Source organism: Vibrio sp. PBL-C16 (assembly GCF_034321865.1).
GTDB classification, from domain to species: domain Bacteria; phylum Pseudomonadota; class Gammaproteobacteria; order Enterobacterales; family Vibrionaceae; genus Vibrio; species Vibrio alginolyticus.
On the sequence record NZ_JAXLNY010000002.1, the window covers coordinates 3258359 to 3276969 of the forward strand.

Genomic DNA, 18611 nt, shown 5'->3' on the forward strand with positions numbered 1-18611 from the left:
TGTTTTTCTGTCTGCTATCAAGAAGCATAGATTAGAACAAGCGGTTCAAACCATTCAACGCAGCGACACGATACGCTTCGGCCATTGTTGGATAGTTGAAGGTGGTATTGACGAAATACTCGATGGTATTCGCTGAGCCTTTTTGCTCCATAATGGCTTGACCGATGTGGATAATTTCCGCGGCACGTTCGCCAAAACAGTGAATCCCTAAAATTTCTTTGGTTTCACGATGGAACAATATCTTCAAGCTACCGATGTCTTTTCCTGCGATCTGTGCACGAGCTAGATGCTTGAACGAAGAGCGTCCTACTTCATACGGTACTTTCGCAGCTGTTAGCTCTTGCTCGGTTTTACCCACAGAGCTAATCTCTGGGATGGTGTAGATACCTGTTGGAATATCATCAATCAGATAGTTTTCTGCCTGACCTTTCGTAATGGCTTGTGCGACAAATCGCCCTTGGTCATAAGCGGCGCTTGCAAGGCTAGGGTAACCGATGACATCGCCTACAGCGTAAATGTGTTCGATGTCGGTTTGGTAGTTACGGTTTACTTTTAGTTGTCCGCGAGAGTCCGCTTCCAGACCGACTGCACCTAAATTCAACTTATCGGTGTTACCTGTTCGACCATTCGCATACAACAAGCAGTCAGCCTTCATCTTCTTGCCAGATTGTAGGTGAATAATCACGCCATCTTCTGTGCCTTCGATTTTTTCATAGGTCTCATCATTACGAATTACCACACCGCTGTTCCAGAAGTGGTAAGACAGCGCATCTGACACTTCGTTATCCAAAAACTCCAACAAACGGTCGCGGGTATTGATCAGGTCGGTTTTCACTCCAAGGCCGCGGAAGATAGAAGCGTATTCACAACCGATAACGCCCGCACCGTAAATGATGATATGGCGAGGGTCGTGTTTCAGGCTCAAAATGGAATCACTGTCGTAGATACGCTCATGCAAGAAATCTACGTCGTTAGGCTGATACGGGCGAGAACCCGTCGCGATGACAAACTTATCCGCTGAATAGATTTCTTCTGTGCCGTCGCTTTGCATCACTGCAATTGAGTAGTTATCGACAAATCGCGCGGTTCCGAACAAAAGTGTGCATGAGTTACGGTCATAAAAGCCCTGACGAAGTCGAGTTTGCTTATCAATGACCGATTTAGCATGACCTAAAATGTCAGAAAATGTTGCATGAACGCTGGTGTTGTTTCGACAAAATAGCGGGTTGCTATTAAATTCGATGATGCGGCTAACGGCATGACGCAGTGCTTTTGATGGAATAGTACCCCAGTGAGTACAACCGCCACCGACACTGCTTTCTTTCTCGACAATGGCAACATTCAGTCCCGCTTTGGTTAATCCCATTGCAGCCCCTTCTCCGCCAGGGCCACTACCGATTACGATCACGTCATAGTGATTAACATGCGCCATGATGCCTTCCTTGTTATATTTGCTTAACATTGCTTTAGCGCGATTTTAACTCATTTACTCTATTGGTACACGTCATGCCTGTTAGAGAGTGGAAGTGATCACGCAGAATCGACCAAAAGGGTGATTTGGTATGTTGTATGTCTATAAATTGCATCGAGAACATTGCAATTAGATGCATTCCAATAGTAACGTTCTCGGCGCTCAGAGCGAGCGAAGCAACATATCTTTCTCCGTAGGAGCAAATTGCGTTATATTGAGGCTCTTGTACCCTACAGAAAAAGAGCAAGTTAAGAATGAAATCGATGGGAATCCGCGCACAGCAAAAAGAGAAGACACGTCGATCATTGATCGATGCGGCATTTAGTCAGTTAAGTGCGGATCGCAGCTTTTCCAGCCTTAGCTTGCGAGAAGTCGCCCGAGAGGCAGGGATTGCACCGACTTCTTTTTATCGTCACTTCAAAGATATGGATGAGCTAGGCTTAACCATGGTTGATGAAGGCGGTTTGCTACTACGCCAACTGATGCGTCAGGCGCGTCAACGTATTGTGAAAGAAGGTAGCGTAATTCGTACCTCGGTCGAAACCTTTATGGAATTCATTGAAAGTAGTCCGAACGTTTTTCGTTTGTTGTTGCGTGAGCGCTCCGGCACTTCTGCTGAATTTCGTACCGCTGTTGCTCGAGAAATCCAGCATTTTGCGGCAGAATTAACCGAGTATTTAATGAGCACCGGCGTGACCAGAGAAGAGGCGTATACTCAAGCAGAAGCGTCTGTGACTTTGGTTTTCAGTTCGGGGGCTGAAGCTTTAGATTTAGATCGACGTGAGCGCGATGAACTCGCCGAGCGATTGATCATGCAATTGCGAATGATAGCCAAAGGGGCCTATTGGTATCGCAAAGAACGTGAACGTAACCGATTAAAAGGCGGGATAGAATAATGTCGAATGGAAATAAATCTGAAAAGAAAACGCTGATTTTGGCACTGGTTGCAGGTATGTGTGGTGATGCTTTGTTGTCATGGTTGACCATGAGTGAAGTGTCTTTTTCAATCTTCCCATTGATTGCACTCGTACTGGCTGTACAAGCTCTTTACCAAGAGTACCTAAATAATCCGGTATCAGAAGATATCCCATTAGTTGGCTTGGCGTGTTTCTTCGTAGGTGCGTTTGGCCACTCTGCGTTTATTAAGGCGCAATACCCAGAAGCAGGCTCAAACTTCTTTGCGATCATGGTTTCAATGATCTTACTCGCATGGATTGGTAAGAAGTTAGGTTTTGTCAGCAAGAAGACTTCTGCGGAATAAGCAAAACGAATCAAATACAAAAAAGCGAGCCATTGAGCTCGCTTTTTTTGTATTTGACGCAGTGGGTTACGCTTTGCGTTCCAATAGCACGCCCGCTTCCATATGGTGGGTATAAGGGAATTGGTCAAACAGAGCAAAACGCGTCACGTTGTGTGTTTCGCATAGAATGTCTAAGTTCTCTTTTAGAGTTTCAGGGTTACAAGAGATGTACATGATGCGCTCGTAACCTTGCACCATTTTACAAGTATCGACATCCATCCCAGCACGTGGTGGATCGACAAAAATCGTGTTGCAGTTGTAGCTCTTCAGATCCACACCTGCATCTTGTAGACGACGGAATTCACGCTTACCTTCGATCGCTTGAGTAAATTCCTCTGCTGATAGACGTAAGATTTGTACGTTATCAATCTCGTTTGCTGCAATGTTGTACTGTGCAGATACAACCGATGGTTTAGCTAGCTCAGTTGCCAGTACGCGGTCGAAATTCTGTGCCAACGCCAGCGAGAAGTTACCGTTACCACAGTAAAGTTCTAGTAGGTCACCAGTGCTTTCTTGGGTACAGTCGACAGCCCATTCCAGCATCTTCTCTGCGACTTTGCCGTTCGGCTGAGTGAAGCTGTTCTCTACTTGTTGGTAGATGTAGCTTTGACCATTTACATCGAGCTTCTCGATAACGTAGTCTCGGTCTAGGACAACCTTCATCTTACGAGCGCGACCAATGATGTTTAGGTTAAAGCCTTCATCATTTAAACGCTGTTTAAGGGCTTTCGCGTTTTCAATCCACTCTTCATCAAGTTGGCGATGGTAAAGGAGTGAAACCAGAATCTCACCACTTAGTGTCGACAGGAAATCCACCTGGAACAGTTTACGACGTAGTGAGTCGTTGTCTTTCATCGCTTCAACCAATAGCGGCATCAGGTCGTTGATCAGACGGCTTGCTGCAGGGAATTGGTCAACACGGTACTTCTCACGAGTTTCTTGGTTGAACATAATGTAGTAAAGATCTTCGCCTTCATGCCAAACACGGAACTCAGCACGCATGCGGTAGTGCTGCTCTGGTGATTCAAACACTTCCAGTTCTGGCATGTTGTATGGCGCGAACATATCCGTGAGACGTTCGACTTTTTCAGCCAGTTGTTCTTGGTAGCGTTGTGGGTTTACATCAAGAGTAGCCATGATCTTACCTTTTATGGTGCATTCAATTTAAGAGCGCAGATTTTATTCAATCTCAATAGGATGTCCAGTTTTGTACTGGAATTGATTTAAAGATAGTGCGTACAGGCAGAGTAGAAAGCAAAATCAATCAAAACGTTACAACTTCTAAGGGCAATATTGGCTGGACAAATAATCAATAGCTGAATAATATTTGCCTCAAGTTGGTGCTATCTAGCAATCTAGATGGCTGAAATGGGAATCTGGTGTGAATCCAGAACTGACGCGCAGCGGTAAAAGAGAACGAACGCTCATCAGACACTGCATTAGTTTATGTGGGAAGTCGAGCAAGTAGGCGGTACACCCGTGCTCTTGAGTCCGAATACCTGCCAACAACTGAGCCACAGCACTGGACTGTCATGATGACAGGGCTCGGAAGGAATTACGCGATTTAGGACAATACAATGAGAAAATCCGCACTGGCGATCACTTTGGCATCGCTGCTTTCACCTGTCTCTTATCTACAGGCCCAAGAAACCTCCACTGACGAAACCATCGTTGTTACTGCAAACCGTTTTGAGCAAGCCGAAAGCCGTACGTTGGCAGATGTCGAAGTAGTTACTCGACAAGACATCGATCGCATTCAAGCGAAAACCCTACCAGATGTATTGCGTCGCCTTACCGGAATTCAAGTTTCACAAAATGGTGGTCGTGGTCAGTTAGCGTCTTTATTTGTTCGTGGAACCAGTTCCGACCAAGTTTTAGTACTGGTTGATGGCGTACGTTTTGCACGAGCAGCGAAGGGCGCTGTGGACTTTAACCAAATCCCACTTACTTACGTTCAACGTATTGAGTACGTGCGTGGTGCGCGTGCGTCACTTTACGGCTCAGAAGCGATTGGTGGCGTGATCAATATCATCACCATTGCGCGTGCTGACGAAGAAGGAACGAAGTTAAGTGCGGGTTTAGGCAGCTTAGATTACCAGGAATTGAGTGTGGCATCTGGTATTAAAGTCACAGAGAGCGGCCAGCTAAATATCGCGCTTGGTAGTGAAAGTGATGATGGTTATAACGTTCGTCCTGTACCGGGAGTTAATGACAGCGATCGCCATGGCTTTGATACAAAGAATGGTCTGCTAGGTTACGTGCACAACTTCAATGACCAGTGGTCTGCATTTGGTAACCTACGTGCTTACGAAAATGTTTATCAATATGACAGCAGCTACGGCAGTCGCGGTTACTACGAAGCAGAAAAAGAAGATCTTTCTGTCACTCTGGGCGGTAAGTATCAGTCTGATAATGTGATGTCAGAACTACAAGTAACGGCACAGAAACAGAAGTCTTGGAACTATGAGCAAGCAAAAGGCAAACACTCAGGTACTGAAGATGAACTTGAGCAGCAAAATGTCCAGTGGACCAACAGTTACTTGCTAAACAACAATACGACGTTTGCTGGTGGTATTGATTGGCGCAACGAATCTTATAAAGACAAGAGTGCGAATAAAACGTTTGATCGTACCAATGGCGCTCTGTTTGGTATGGCAACCACCAGTATTGATAAAGCAATGCTTGAGGGCAGTGCTCGCCTTGATGATAACGAAGAATACGGTAGTGAGTTCACTTACAGCTTAGCGGCTGGTTACCAGTTTGTGCCAGAGTTTGGGGTTAAAGCTTCTTTTGGTACTGCGTTTAAGGCTCCAAACCTATATCAACAGTATGACCCAACATACGGTGAGAAAGATCTGAAGCCGGAAGAGTCAGATGCTTGGGAGCTAGCATTCAGCGGTGATGTCCAAGGCGTTTTTTGGTCCGTCACGGGTTATGACTATAAAATCACGAATCTTATCGATTACCATCCAACCACATACAAATATTTGAATGTCGATGGTGAAACACATATCCAAGGTGTGGAGCTTGTTGCTGAGTTTGATACAGGGATTGTGCAGCACCAGTTGAGTGCAGATTACAAAGATGCTGAAGACGATAAAGGGCATCAGTTGCAGCGCCGCGCTAAAGAAATGTATAAGTGGAATGCTTTAGTGAGCTTCGATAAAGTGGATTGGTCGGTTAGCTATCAGTACGTCGGTAAGCGTCCAGATGTGGATTACAGCACTTGGCCTTCACAAGATATTACGCTTTCTTCTTACTCGTTGGTTGATACGGCAGTGACTTACTATCCGAATGAGTCGACCTCTATTAGCGCTCGTATCGATAATCTACTTGATGAAGAGTATGAGATGGCAAAAGGTTACCCTGCTGCAGAGCGAGCGTACTATCTCAACGTTGGCTACGAATTCTAATCGTGAATGAACACAAACCGCCTTCGGGCGGTTTTTAATATTTTGTGGTGGAAAATCGAATGAAGAAACCCAAGCGAGTGGTGATCAGTTGGTCCAGCGGTAAAGATTCGACATTAACGCTTGAGCGCCTTAACGAGAATCCAAATTATCAAGTTGTCGGTTTGTACACGACTTACGTAGGGAAAGAAGTCCCTTTTCAAGCAACTCCGCTTGAGGTTGTACAAATGCAAGCAGACTTACTTGCGCTTCCGCTCATTACTATCGAACTGCCTGAAGTCTTTCCGAGTAACGACATTTATCAATCAACCATCGTTAATGCATTACAAAGTAGTGGTCTGAACATAGAAGCTGTCGCATTTGGTGATATGTTTTGTAATGGCATTGCCGATTACCGACGCAGCTATATTGAACCTGTTGGCTGGGAATGCGTCTTTCCTCTATTAGGGGAGAGCAGCGAAAAACTAGCGATGGAAATCATAGAGCGTGGTATTCAAACGATGTTAATCACCATCGACGGAAGAGTTCTCCCTCCAGAATGGTGTGGTCGCTGGTATGACAAAGCCCTAATAGAGTCATTACCAAGTCAAATTGATCCCTGTGGGGAAAATGGTGAATTTCACACATTGGTTACGTCTTCGTCATCTTTTCAAGGACATATCGAGTTGACGAAGCGAGATGTAGAATCTGGAGATAGATTCAGCCATCAAAGATACCATGCTAAAGCATTGCCAAAACAAATCTACGCAGTATGATCGCAACGTTTCTGTTCTTTAGGTAAGGCTCGTGCGAGTAGCAAGTAAGAAAAAAGTCCTAGTTTTTGACTCCGGTGTTGGTGGTCTTTCTGTATTCCAAGAGATACATCGCCTATTGCCCCAGCTAGACTACTTATACTTATTCGATAATCAGGCTTACCCTTATGGTGAACTCGATCAGGCTGTACTCATTTCACGAGTTAACCAACTGGTCTCTTCATTAGTCGAAGAACACCAAGTCGACATTGTCGTCATTGCTTGCAACACGGCGAGCACCATAGTGCTTCCTTCCTTACGCGAAAACTTATCGATTCCCGTTGTTGGTGTTGTCCCTGCGATTAAACCCGCATCGCTTTTAGCATCAAAAGGGGTAGGGCTGATCGCCACTCCGGCGACAGTAACACGCCAATATACTCACGAGTTAATACGGGACTTTGCGCAAGGCAAACCAGTTGAGCTGGTGGGATCAACTCGCTTGGTAGATATGGCCGAAGAGAAGTTGCGAGGCAACAGCGTTTCTCTCGACGAACTGACAAATATCCTGCTTCCCCTTCGCGATAAAGTCGATGTTGCGGTGCTCGGTTGTACTCACTTCCCTTTAATCAAAGAGGAGATTCATCAAGCTTTGGGTGGGGACGTTACTTTAATTGATTCAGGCGCAGCGATTGCACGTCGAGTAAAAGCATTGCTATTAAGTGATGAAATTGAGGATACAGAAGAGGGAAGTAAGTCGATTTATGCCAGTGCAACTCCTTGGCAGGAAGATGCACTGAACATTTGTTTAAAGAAGCTAGGTTTTAATCCTGTTCAGGTTTACCACCATCCGGATGTTTAGGATCGTTCGCAATTCTCACTTTTAGCGTTCTCTCCATATATTCCTTTTCATTAAGTTTAGCGATAGCTGGCTTGGCATCTGCCGCAGCCATCACTACAAAACCAAACCCTCTTCTTTTTCCAGTACGCTTATCTTTCATTAAGCGTACCGCATAGACCTGTCCATATTCAGCAAACAAATCGCGAACATGACTCTCATTGGCCTTATAAGGTAGGTTGCCGACATACAGCGTTTTAGTTGAAGGATCAGGATCCGAAGATTGAAGAACAGGTGTTTTGCTAGAAAATGAAAAAAGAAAAGCAGTAGCGATAACACCAATGAGGAAGCTCAAGGCTGGTGGGATGATGAATTGAGAGAAAATGATTCCCCCAACGATGGCCAGCCCAACACATAAAATCAGATTTTTTTTAGACGTCATTTTAATTACTACACATAGTGATAAAGAGATCGATTGTCCATTAACAGAATAGACACATGAATCTTACGTATATGGTTGGTGTTTTTCCAACCAATTGCTGTGATATGTCTCAAATGTGACGAAGAAATATGCAAATATCGCACTTTTGGCTAATTTGTGACCGATTGGTTTTTTATTTGCAAAAAACGCTTGTACTAATTTCTCAACTCCCTATACTGCGCATCCACCGACACGGAGTGAGACGAAAGTCACACAGCGAGTCGGAATTGAGAGAAAAGAAATTTGAAAAAAAATGCTTGACTCTCTCACGGTGTGAAGTAAGATACGCACCCCTAACGACGAGCAACTAAGTTGCTGAAAATGTTAGAAAAGCTCTTTAAAAATAAGAACCTATCAATCTGTGTGGGCACTCGTTGATGATAATCCAATTAGAAGCTTAGGCTTCAAATTAGGTTTCAATGAAACGAAGTGACCATTGAATCTTCGGATTCAGCACAGTCAATTCAAACATTACTTCTGCTATTTATTAGCGAAAGGAATGTTCAGTATTCATTGAGCCGAACAAAATCTTAAATTGAAGAGTTTGATCATGGCTCAGATTGAACGCTGGCGGCAGGCCTAACACATGCAAGTCGAGCGGAAACGAGTTATCTGAACCTTCGGGGAACGATAACGGCGTCGAGCGGCGGACGGGTGAGTAATGCCTAGGAAATTGCCCTGATGTGGGGGATAACCATTGGAAACGATGGCTAATACCGCATGATGCCTACGGGCCAAAGAGGGGGACCTTCGGGCCTCTCGCGTCAGGATATGCCTAGGTGGGATTAGCTAGTTGGTGAGGTAAGGGCTCACCAAGGCGACGATCCCTAGCTGGTCTGAGAGGATGATCAGCCACACTGGAACTGAGACACGGTCCAGACTCCTACGGGAGGCAGCAGTGGGGAATATTGCACAATGGGCGCAAGCCTGATGCAGCCATGCCGCGTGTATGAAGAAGGCCTTCGGGTTGTAAAGTACTTTCAGTCGTGAGGAAGGCGGCGTCGTTAATAGCGGCGTTGTTTGACGTTAGCGACAGAAGAAGCACCGGCTAACTCCGTGCCAGCAGCCGCGGTAATACGGAGGGTGCGAGCGTTAATCGGAATTACTGGGCGTAAAGCGCATGCAGGTGGTTTGTTAAGTCAGATGTGAAAGCCCGGGGCTCAACCTCGGAATAGCATTTGAAACTGGCAGACTAGAGTACTGTAGAGGGGGGTAGAATTTCAGGTGTAGCGGTGAAATGCGTAGAGATCTGAAGGAATACCGGTGGCGAAGGCGGCCCCCTGGACAGATACTGACACTCAGATGCGAAAGCGTGGGGAGCAAACAGGATTAGATACCCTGGTAGTCCACGCCGTAAACGATGTCTACTTGGAGGTTGTGGCCTTGAGCCGTGGCTTTCGGAGCTAACGCGTTAAGTAGACCGCCTGGGGAGTACGGTCGCAAGATTAAAACTCAAATGAATTGACGGGGGCCCGCACAAGCGGTGGAGCATGTGGTTTAATTCGATGCAACGCGAAGAACCTTACCTACTCTTGACATCCAGAGAACTTTCCAGAGATGGATTGGTGCCTTCGGGAACTCTGAGACAGGTGCTGCATGGCTGTCGTCAGCTCGTGTTGTGAAATGTTGGGTTAAGTCCCGCAACGAGCGCAACCCTTATCCTTGTTTGCCAGCGAGTAATGTCGGGAACTCCAGGGAGACTGCCGGTGATAAACCGGAGGAAGGTGGGGACGACGTCAAGTCATCATGGCCCTTACGAGTAGGGCTACACACGTGCTACAATGGCGCATACAGAGGGCGGCCAACTTGCGAAAGTGAGCGAATCCCAAAAAGTGCGTCGTAGTCCGGATTGGAGTCTGCAACTCGACTCCATGAAGTCGGAATCGCTAGTAATCGTGGATCAGAATGCCACGGTGAATACGTTCCCGGGCCTTGTACACACCGCCCGTCACACCATGGGAGTGGGCTGCAAAAGAAGTAGGTAGTTTAACCTTCGGGGGGACGCTTACCACTTTGTGGTTCATGACTGGGGTGAAGTCGTAACAAGGTAGCGCTAGGGGAACCTGGCGCTGGATCACCTCCTTAAACGATGATTATACACGATGAGTGTCCACACAGATTGATAGTTCACAAGCGCAAGCTTGTAGCTAACATAGCTCTTTAACAATTTGGAAAGCTGACAAAACAACAATTTATTGTTGTTTGTAAAGTTCTCAATGTTTATCGAAAGATAAACACCAAAAAACACATTCAAGTGTTCTTGGGAATATCACTTTTACAGTGATTATTCGAAATTGAGTCCGGCAAAATCGATATGTCTCTCGCTCATTCAAATAATGAGAGACAACTTTGGTGATTTGAACATCAACTCGAAACTCCTTCGGGTTGTATGGTTAAGTGACTAAGCGTACACGGTGGATGCCTTGGCAGTCAGAGGCGATGAAGGACGTATTAACTTGCGATAAGCCCAGATTAGGTAGTAAAAACCATTTGAGTCTGGGATTTCCGAATGGGGAAACCCAATACCATAAGGTATTACTGTTGAGTGAATACATAGCTCAACAGGGCGAACCGGGGGAACTGAAACATCTAAGTACCCCGAGGAAAAGAAATCAACCGAGATTCCGAAAGTAGCGGCGAGCGAAATTGGACTAGCCCTTAAGCTTTACACGCGTTAGACGAACAGCCTGGAAAGGCCGACGATACAGGGTGATAGTCCCGTAGTTGACGACGTGTGTTCAGTGAAATCGAGTAGGGCGGGACACGTGATATCCTGTCTGAATATGGGGGGACCATCCTCCAAGGCTAAATACTACTGACTGACCGATAGTGAACCAGTACCGTGAGGGAAAGGCGAAAAGAACCCCTGTGAGGGGAGTGAAATAGAACCTGAAACCGTGTACGTACAAGCAGTAGGAGCAGGCTTTGTCCTGTGACTGCGTACCTTTTGTATAATGGGTCAGCGACTTATATTCAGTGGCAAGGTTAACCATCTAGGGGAGCCGTAGGGAAACCGAGTCTTAACTGGGCGTTCAGTCTCTGGATATAGACCCGAAACCAGGTGATCTAGCCATGGGCAGGTTGAAGGTTGAGTAACATCAACTGGAGGACCGAACCGACTAATGTTGAAAAATTAGCGGATGACTTGTGGCTAGGGGTGAAAGGCCAATCAAACCTGGAGATAGCTGGTTCTCCCCGAAAGCTATTTAGGTAGCGCCTCGGACGAATACTACTGGGGGTAGAGCACTGTTAAGGCTAGGGGGTCATCCCGACTTACCAACCCTTTGCAAACTCCGAATACCAGTAAGTACTATCCGGGAGACACACGGCGGGTGCTAACGTCCGTCGTGGAGAGGGAAACAACCCAGACCGCCAGCTAAGGTCCCAAATTACTACTAAGTGGGAAACGATGTGGGAAGGCTCAGACAGCCAGGATGTTGGCTTAGAAGCAGCCATCATTTAAAGAAAGCGTAATAGCTCACTGGTCGAGTCGGCCTGCGCGGAAGATGTAACGGGGCTAAGTAGTAAACCGAAGCTGCGGCAATGCACTTTAGTGCATTGGGTAGGGGAGCGTTCTGTAAGCGGTTGAAGGTGTGTGGTAACGCATGCTGGACGTATCAGAAGTGCGAATGCTGACATGAGTAACGATAAAGGGGGTGAAAAACCTCCTCGCCGGAAGACCAAGGGTTCCTGTCCAACGTTAATCGGGGCAGGGTAAGTCGACCCCTAAGGCGAGGCCGAAAGGCGTAGTCGATGGGAAACGGGTTAATATTCCCGTACTTCTTACAATTGCGATGGGGGGACGGAGAAGGCTAGGTGGGCCTGGCGACGGTTGTCCAGGTTCAAGTGCGTAGGCTGAAGAGTTAGGTAAATCCGGCTCTTCTTAAAGCTGAGACACGACGTCGAGCATCTACGGATGTGAAGTCATTGATGCCATGCTTCCAGGAAAAGCCTCTAAGCTTCAGATTGTAAGGAATCGTACCCCAAACCGACACAGGTGGTCGGGTAGAGAATACCAAGGCGCTTGAGAGAACTCGGGTGAAGGAACTAGGCAAAATGGTACCGTAACTTCGGGAGAAGGTACGCTCTCGACGGTGAAGTCCCTCGCGGATGGAGCTATTGAGAGTCGCAGATACCAGGTGGCTGCAACTGTTTATTAAAAACACAGCACTGTGCAAAATCGCAAGATGACGTATACGGTGTGACGCCTGCCCGGTGCCGGAAGGTTAATTGATGGGGTTAGACTTCGGTCGAAGCTCTTGATCGAAGCCCCGGTAAACGGCGGCCGTAACTATAACGGTCCTAAGGTAGCGAAATTCCTTGTCGGGTAAGTTCCGACCTGCACGAATGGCGTAATGATGGCCACGCTGTCTCCACCCGAGACTCAGTGAAATTGAAATCGCTGTGAAGATGCAGTGTACCCGCGGCTAGACGGAAAGACCCCGTGAACCTTTACTACAGCTTGGCACTGAACATTGACCCTACATGTGTAGGATAGGTGGGAGGCTTTGAAGCGCAGTCGCTAGATTGCGTGGAGCCGTCCTTGAAATACCACCCTTGTAGTGTTGATGTTCTAACGTCGACCCCTTATCGGGGTTGCGGACAGTGCCTGGTGGGTAGTTTGACTGGGGCGGTCTCCTCCCAAAGCGTAACGGAGGAGCACGAAGGTGGGCTAATCACGGTTGGACATCGTGAGGTTAGTGCAATGGCATAAGCCCGCTTGACTGCGAGAATGACAATTCGAGCAGGTGCGAAAGCAGGTCATAGTGATCCGGTGGTTCTGAATGGAAGGGCCATCGCTCAACGGATAAAAGGTACTCCGGGGATAACAGGCTGATACCGCCCAAGAGTTCATATCGACGGCGGTGTTTGGCACCTCGATGTCGGCTCATCACATCCTGGGGCTGAAGTCGGTCCCAAGGGTATGGCTGTTCGCCATTTAAAGTGGTACGCGAGCTGGGTTTAGAACGTCGTGAGACAGTTCGGTCCCTATCTGCCGTGGGCGTTGGAGAATTGAAAGGGGCTGCTCCTAGTACGAGAGGACCGGAGTGGACGAACCTCTGGTGTTCGGGTTGTGTCGCCAGACGCATTGCCCGGTAGCTAAGTTCGGGATCGATAACCGCTGAAAGCATCTAAGCGGGAAGCGAGCCTTGAGATGAGTTCTCCCTGATACTTTAAGTATCCTAAAGGGTTGTCGTAGACTACGACGTTGATAGGCAGGGTGTGTAAGCGTTGTGAGGCGTTGAGCTAACCTGTACTAATTGCCCGTGAGGCTTAACCATACAACACCCAAGGGGTTTTGATGGACTCAATGAAAGAACGTTGAATGTGTAAGAACGAGAATTAAAAAACAGCTTTCCAGATTAAAGAATTTGCTTGGCGACCATAGCGTTTTGGACCCACCTGATTTCCATGCCGAACTCAGAAGTGAAACGAAATAGCGTCGATGGTAGTGTGGGGCTTCCCCATGTGAGAGTAGAACATCGCCAGGCTTTATTTCCGACTTGTCTGAATACAGACGAGTCAACATAAGGTTTTAAACAAAAGTTTAGAATTTTATGTTGACTTTCAAAGTGGAAAGCGTATTATACGCACCTCGCTTAAGTGCTAAGGCACTGAAAGCCAAGCTCTTTAACAATATAGACCTATCAATCTGTGTGGGCACTCGTTGATGATAATCCAATTAGAAACTTCGGTTTCAAATTAGGTTTCAATGAAACGAAGTGACCATTGAATCGAAAGATTCAGCACAGTCAATTCAAACATTACTTATGTAATGTTCAGTATTCATTGAGCCAAACAAAATCTTAAATTGAAGAGTTTGATCATGGCTCAGATTGAACGCTGGCGGCAGGCCTAACACATGCAAGTCGAGCGGAAACGAGTTATCTGAACCTTCGGGGAACGATAACGGCGTCGAGCGGCGGACGGGTGAGTAATGCCTAGGAAATTGCCCTGATGTGGGGGATAACCATTGGAAACGATGGCTAATACCGCATGATGCCTACGGGCCAAAGAGGGGGACCTTCGGGCCTCTCGCGTCAGGATATGCCTAGGTGGGATTAGCTAGTTGGTGAGGTAAGGGCTCACCAAGGCGACGATCCCTAGCTGGTCTGAGAGGATGATCAGCCACACTGGAACTGAGACACGGTCCAGACTCCTACGGGAGGCAGCAGTGGGGAATATTGCACAATGGGCGCAAGCCTGATGCAGCCATGCCGCGTGTATGAAGAAGGCCTTCGGGTTGTAAAGTACTTTCAGTCGTGAGGAAGGCGGCGTCGTTAATAGCGGCGTTGTTTGACGTTAGCGACAGAAGAAGCACCGGCTAACTCCGTGCCAGCAGCCGCGGTAATACGGAGGGTGCGAGCGTTAATCGGAATTACTGGGCGTAAAGCGCATGCAGGTGGTTTGTTAAGTCAGATGTGAAAGCCCGGGGCTCAACCTCGGAATAGCATTTGAAACTGGCAGACTAGAGTACTGTAGAGGGGGGTAGAATTTCAGGTGTAGCGGTGAAATGCGTAGAGATCTGAAGGAATACCGGTGGCGAAGGCGGCCCCCTGGACAGATACTGACACTCAGATGCGAAAGCGTGGGGAGCAAACAGGATTAGATACCCTGGTAGTCCACGCCGTAAACGATGTCTACTTGGAGGTTGTGGCCTTGAGCCGTGGCTTTCGGAGCTAACGCGTTAAGTAGACCGCCTGGGGAGTACGGTCGCAAGATTAAAACTCAAATGAATTGACGGGGGCCCGCACAAGCGGTGGAGCATGTGGTTTAATTCGATGCAACGCGAAGAACCTTACCTACTCTTGACATCCAGAGAACTTTCCAGAGATGGATTGGTGCCTTCGGGAACTCTGAGACAGGTGCTGCATGGCTGTCGTCAGCTCGTGTTGTGAAATGTTGGGTTAAGTCCCGCAACGAGCGCAACCCTTATCCTTGTTTGCCAGCGAGTAATGTCGGGAACTCCAGGGAGACTGCCGGTGATAAACCGGAGGAAGGTGGGGACGACGTCAAGTCATCATGGCCCTTACGAGTAGGGCTACACACGTGCTACAATGGCGCATACAGAGGGCGGCCAACTTGCGAAAGTGAGCGAATCCCAAAAAGTGCGTCGTAGTCCGGATTGGAGTCTGCAACTCGACTCCATGAAGTCGGAATCGCTAGTAATCGTGGATCAGAATGCCACGGTGAATACGTTCCCGGGCCTTGTACACACCGCCCGTCACACCATGGGAGTGGGCTGCAAAAGAAGTAGGTAGTTTAACCTTCGGGGGGACGCTTACCACTTTGTGGTTCATGACTGGGGTGAAGTCGTAACAAGGTAGCGCTAGGGGAACCTGGCGCTGGATCACCTCCTTAAACGATGATTATTGCGATGAGTGTTCACACAGATTGATATGGTTTATAAAGTAAAGAGACGATACTGGGTCTGTAGCTCAGGTGGTTAGAGCGTTCGCCTGATAAGCGAGAGGTCGGTGGTTCGAGTCCACTCAGACCCACCAATTTCTTTCCCAAGGAATTGGCGACAGTATCGACACCTTGATGGGGCTATAGCTCAGCTGGGAGAGCGCCTGCCTTGCACGCAGGAGGTCTGCGGTTCGATCCCGCATAGCTCCACCATCTTTAAGTGTTCTTGAAAAAGAATCTTTAAAAATGGTTTTCATCAGAAAATCTAGATCTTTAACAATTTGGAAAGCTGACAAAACAATCATTTTATAGATTGTTTGTAAAGTTCTCAATGTTTGTCTTTAAGACAAACACCAAAAAACACATTCAAGTGTTCTTGGCTTTTTGTTTTCATTTTTTCTAAAAATGAAGGTAAAGAGATGAGTCCGGCAAAATCGAATGTCTCTCGCTCATTCAAATAATGAGAGACAACTTTGGTGATTTGAACATCAACTCGAAACTCCTTCGGGTTGTATGGTTAAGTGACTAAGCGTACACGGTGGATGCCTTGGCAGTCAGAGGCGATGAAGGACGTATTAACTTGCGATAAGCCCAGATTAGGTAGTAAAAACCATTTGAGTCTGGGATTTCCGAATGGGGAAACCCAATACCATAAGGTATTACTGTTGAGTGAATACATAGCTCAACAGGGCGAACCGGGGGAACTGAAACATCTAAGTACCCCGAGGAAAAGAAATCAACCGAGATTCCGAAAGTAGCGGCGAGCGAAATTGGACTAGCCCTTAAGCTTTACACGCGTTAGACGAACAGCCTGGAAAGGCCGACGATACAGGGTGATAGTCCCGTAGTTGACGACGTGTGTTCAGTGAAATCGAGTAGGGCGGGACACGTGATATCCTGTCTGAATATGGGGGGACCATCCTCCAAGGCTAAATACTACTGACTGACCGATAGTGAACCAGTACCGTGAGGGAAAGGCGAAAAGAACCCCTGTGAGGGGAGTGAAATAGAACCTGAAACCGTGTACGTACAAGCAGTAGGAGCAGGCTTTGTCCTGTGACTGCGTACCTTTTGTATAATGGGTCAGCGACTTATATTCAGTGGCAAGGTTAACCATCTAGGGGAGCCGTAGGGAAACCGAGTCTTAACTGGGCGTTCAGTCTCTGGATATAGACCCGAAACCAGGTGATCTAGCCATGGGCAGGTTGAAGGTTGAGTAACATCAACTGGAGGACCGAACCGACTAATGTTGAAAAATTAGCGGATGACTTGTGGCTAGGGGTGAAAGGCCAATCAAACCTGGAGATAGCTGGTTCTCCCCGAAAGCTATTTAGGTAGCGCCTCGGACGAATACTACTGGGGGTAGAGCACTGTTAAGGCTAGGGGGTCATCCCGACTTACCAACCCTTTGCAAACTCCGAATACCAGTAAGTACTATCCGGGAGACACACGGCGGGTGCTAACGTCCGTCGTGGAGAGGGAAACAACCCAGACCGCCAGCTAAGGTCCCAAATTACTACTAAGTGGGAAACGATGTGGGAAGGCTCAGACAGCCAGGATGTTGGCTTAGAAGCAGCCATCATTTAAAGAAAGCGTAATAGCTCACTGGTCGAGTCGGCCTGCGCGGAAGATGTAACGGGGCTAAGTAGTAAACCGAAGCTGCGGCAATGCACTTTAGTGCATTGGGTAGGGGAGCGTTCTGTAAGCGGTTGAAGGTGTGTGGTAACGCATGCTGGACGTATCAGAAGTGCGAATGCTGACATGAGTAACGATAAAGGGGGTGAAAAACCTCCTCGCCGGAAGACCAAGGGTTCCTGTCCAACGTTAATCGGGGCAGGGTAAGTCGACCCCTAAGGCGAGGCCGAAAGGCGTAGTCGATGGGAAACGGGTTAATATTCCCGTACTTCTTACAATTGCGATGGGGGGACGGAGAAGGCTAGGTGGGCCTGGCGACGGTTGTCCAGGTTCAAGTGCGTAGGCTGAAGAGTTAGGTAAATCCGGCTCTTCTTAAAGCTGAGACACGACGTCGAGCATCTACGGATGTGAAGTCATTGATGCCATGCTTCCAGGAAAAGCCTCTAAGCTTCAGATTGTAAGGAATCGTACCCCAAACCGACACAGGTGGTCGGGTAGAGAATACCAAGGCGCTTGAGAGAACTCGGGTGAAGGAACTAGGCAAAATGGTACCGTAACTTCGGGAGAAGGTACGCTCTCGACGGTGAAGTCCCTCGCGGATGGAGCTATTGAGAGTCGCAGATACCAGGTGGCTGCAACTGTTTATTAAAAACACAGCACTGTGCAAAATCGCAAGATGACGTATACGGTGTGACGCCTGCCCGGTGCCGGAAGGTTAATTGATGGGGTTAGACTTCGGTCGAAGCTCTTGATCGAAGCCCCGGTAAACGGCGGCCGTAACTATAACGGTCCTAAGGTAGCGAAATTCCTTGTCGGGTAAGTTCCGACCTGCACGAATGGCGTAATGATGGCCACGCTGTCTCCACCCGAGACTCAGTGAAATTGAAATCGCTGTGAAGATGCAGTGTACCCGCGGCTAGACGGAAAGACCCCGTGAACCTTTACTACAGCTTGGCACTGAACATTGACCCTACATGTGTAGGATAGGTGGGAGGCTTTGAAGCGCAGTCGCTAGATTGCGTGGAGCCGTCCTTGAAATACCACCCTTGTAGTGTTGATGTTCTAACGTCGACCCCTTATCGGGGTTGCGGACAGTGCCTGGTGGGTAGTTTGACTGGGGCGGTCTCCTCCCAAAGCGTAACGGAGGAGCACGAAGGTGGGCTAATCACGGTTGGACATCGTGAGGTTAGTGCAATGGCATAAGCCCGCTTGACTGCGAGAATGACAATTCGAGCAGGTGCGAAAGCAGGTCATAGTGATCCGGTGGTTCTGAATGGAAGGGCCATCGCTCAACGGATAAAAGGTACTCCGGGGATAACAGGCTGATACCGCCCAAGA

8 protein-coding genes, 2 tRNA genes, 5 rRNA genes and 1 riboswitch are annotated in these 18611 nt (G+C 47.8%); of the genes, 12 read left to right on the forward strand and 3 right to left on the reverse strand.

Annotated elements, in window-relative coordinates:
• Window positions 1–31: 31 nt before the first annotated feature.
• Entirely contained in the window at window positions 32–1462 is a 1431-nt protein-coding gene (sthA, locus tag UQW94_RS23275; RefSeq protein WP_322142586.1) for a Si-specific NAD(P)(+) transhydrogenase, read from the reverse strand.
• A 263-nt stretch (window positions 1463–1725) separates the two neighbouring features.
• On the opposite strand from sthA, the gene fabR reads away from it, so the two are divergent.
• Together fabR and UQW94_RS23285 are read left to right on the forward strand one after the other, a co-directional pair.
• Entirely contained in the window at window positions 1726–2367 is a 642-nt protein-coding gene (gene fabR, locus UQW94_RS23280) for an HTH-type transcriptional repressor FabR (RefSeq protein ID WP_005378632.1), read from the forward strand.
• Window positions 2367–2732, forward strand: a complete 366-nt coding sequence (locus tag UQW94_RS23285) for a YijD family membrane protein (protein WP_005378634.1) — start codon at window positions 2367–2369, stop codon at window positions 2730–2732. Before fabR ends, UQW94_RS23285 begins: the two co-directional genes overlap by 1 nt.
• A gap of 66 nt (window positions 2733–2798) precedes the next feature.
• On the opposite strand, the gene trmA is transcribed toward UQW94_RS23285, so the two are convergent.
• Window positions 2799–3908: a tRNA (uridine(54)-C5)-methyltransferase TrmA gene (trmA, locus tag UQW94_RS23290; RefSeq protein WP_154204964.1), complete on the reverse strand. Its 1110-nt coding sequence runs from the start codon at window positions 3906–3908 to the stop codon at window positions 2799–2801.
• A 184-nt stretch (window positions 3909–4092) separates the two neighbouring features.
• Window positions 4093–4293: riboswitch (cobalamin riboswitch) on the forward strand.
• Between the two features lie 55 nt (window positions 4294–4348).
• On the opposite strand from trmA, the gene btuB reads away from it, so the two are divergent.
• The 3 genes from btuB to murI are packed head-to-tail and all read left to right on the forward strand — an operon-like array spanning window position 4349 to window position 7771.
• Complete coding sequence (gene btuB / locus UQW94_RS23295) at window positions 4349–6184, forward strand: TonB-dependent vitamin B12 receptor (RefSeq protein WP_322142587.1); 1836 nt, start codon at window positions 4349–4351, stop codon at window positions 6182–6184.
• 59 nt (window positions 6185–6243) lie between these two features.
• Window positions 6244–6936 (forward strand): adenine nucleotide alpha hydrolase, encoded by a 693-nt coding sequence (locus UQW94_RS23300; protein ID WP_225474221.1) that lies wholly within the window; start codon window positions 6244–6246, stop codon window positions 6934–6936.
• 31 nt (window positions 6937–6967) lie between these two features.
• A complete protein-coding gene (gene murI, locus UQW94_RS23305; RefSeq protein ID WP_005389694.1) occupies window positions 6968–7771 on the forward strand; it encodes a glutamate racemase in 804 nt (267 codons plus the stop codon).
• Here murI and UQW94_RS23310 read toward each other — a convergent pair.
• Window positions 7734–8189: an RNA-binding protein gene (locus tag UQW94_RS23310; RefSeq protein WP_017636066.1), complete on the reverse strand. Its 456-nt coding sequence runs from the start codon at window positions 8187–8189 to the stop codon at window positions 7734–7736. The genes murI and UQW94_RS23310 overlap by 38 nt on opposite strands.
• Window positions 8190–8760: 571 nt before the next feature.
• Here UQW94_RS23310 and UQW94_RS23315 point away from each other — a divergent pair.
• The 7 genes from UQW94_RS23315 to UQW94_RS23345 form a co-directional block, all read left to right on the forward strand.
• Window positions 8761–10313 (forward strand): 16S ribosomal RNA (locus UQW94_RS23315).
• A 306-nt stretch (window positions 10314–10619) separates the two neighbouring features.
• Window positions 10620–13510 (forward strand): 23S ribosomal RNA (locus UQW94_RS23320).
• A gap of 93 nt (window positions 13511–13603) precedes the next feature.
• Window positions 13604–13720, forward strand: a 5S ribosomal RNA gene (rrf, locus tag UQW94_RS23325).
• A 317-nt stretch (window positions 13721–14037) separates the two neighbouring features.
• Window positions 14038–15590 (forward strand): 16S ribosomal RNA (locus tag UQW94_RS23330).
• 66 nt (window positions 15591–15656) lie between these two features.
• Window positions 15657–15733, forward strand: a tRNA-Ile gene (locus UQW94_RS23335).
• Between the two features lie 42 nt (window positions 15734–15775).
• Window positions 15776–15851, forward strand: a tRNA-Ala gene (locus tag UQW94_RS23340).
• Between the two features lie 302 nt (window positions 15852–16153).
• Window positions 16154–18611: ribosomal RNA gene (locus UQW94_RS23345) — 23S ribosomal RNA — on the forward strand; the annotation flags it as partial.

Bases quoted from the DNA above. Each gene is read 5' to 3' on its own strand.
- UQW94_RS23310 (WP_017636066.1), bottom strand. From the start codon at position 8,189: ATGACGTCTAAAAAAAATCTGATTTTATGTGTTGGGCTGGCCATCGTT.
- sthA (WP_322142586.1), bottom strand. From the start codon at position 1,462: ATGTTAAGCAAATATAACAAGGAAGGCATCATGGCGCATGTTAATCAC.
- UQW94_RS23300 (WP_225474221.1), top strand. From the start codon at position 6,244: ATGAAGAAACCCAAGCGAGTGGTGATCAGTTGGTCCAGCGGTAAAGAT.
- btuB (WP_322142587.1), top strand. From the start codon at position 4,349: ATGAGAAAATCCGCACTGGCGATCACTTTGGCATCGCTGCTTTCACCT.
- fabR (WP_005378632.1), top strand. From the start codon at position 1,726: ATGAAATCGATGGGAATCCGCGCACAGCAAAAAGAGAAGACACGTCGA.
- trmA (WP_154204964.1), bottom strand. From the start codon at position 3,908: ATGGCTACTCTTGATGTAAACCCACAACGCTACCAAGAACAACTGGCT.
- UQW94_RS23285 (WP_005378634.1), top strand. From the start codon at position 2,367: ATGTCGAATGGAAATAAATCTGAAAAGAAAACGCTGATTTTGGCACTG.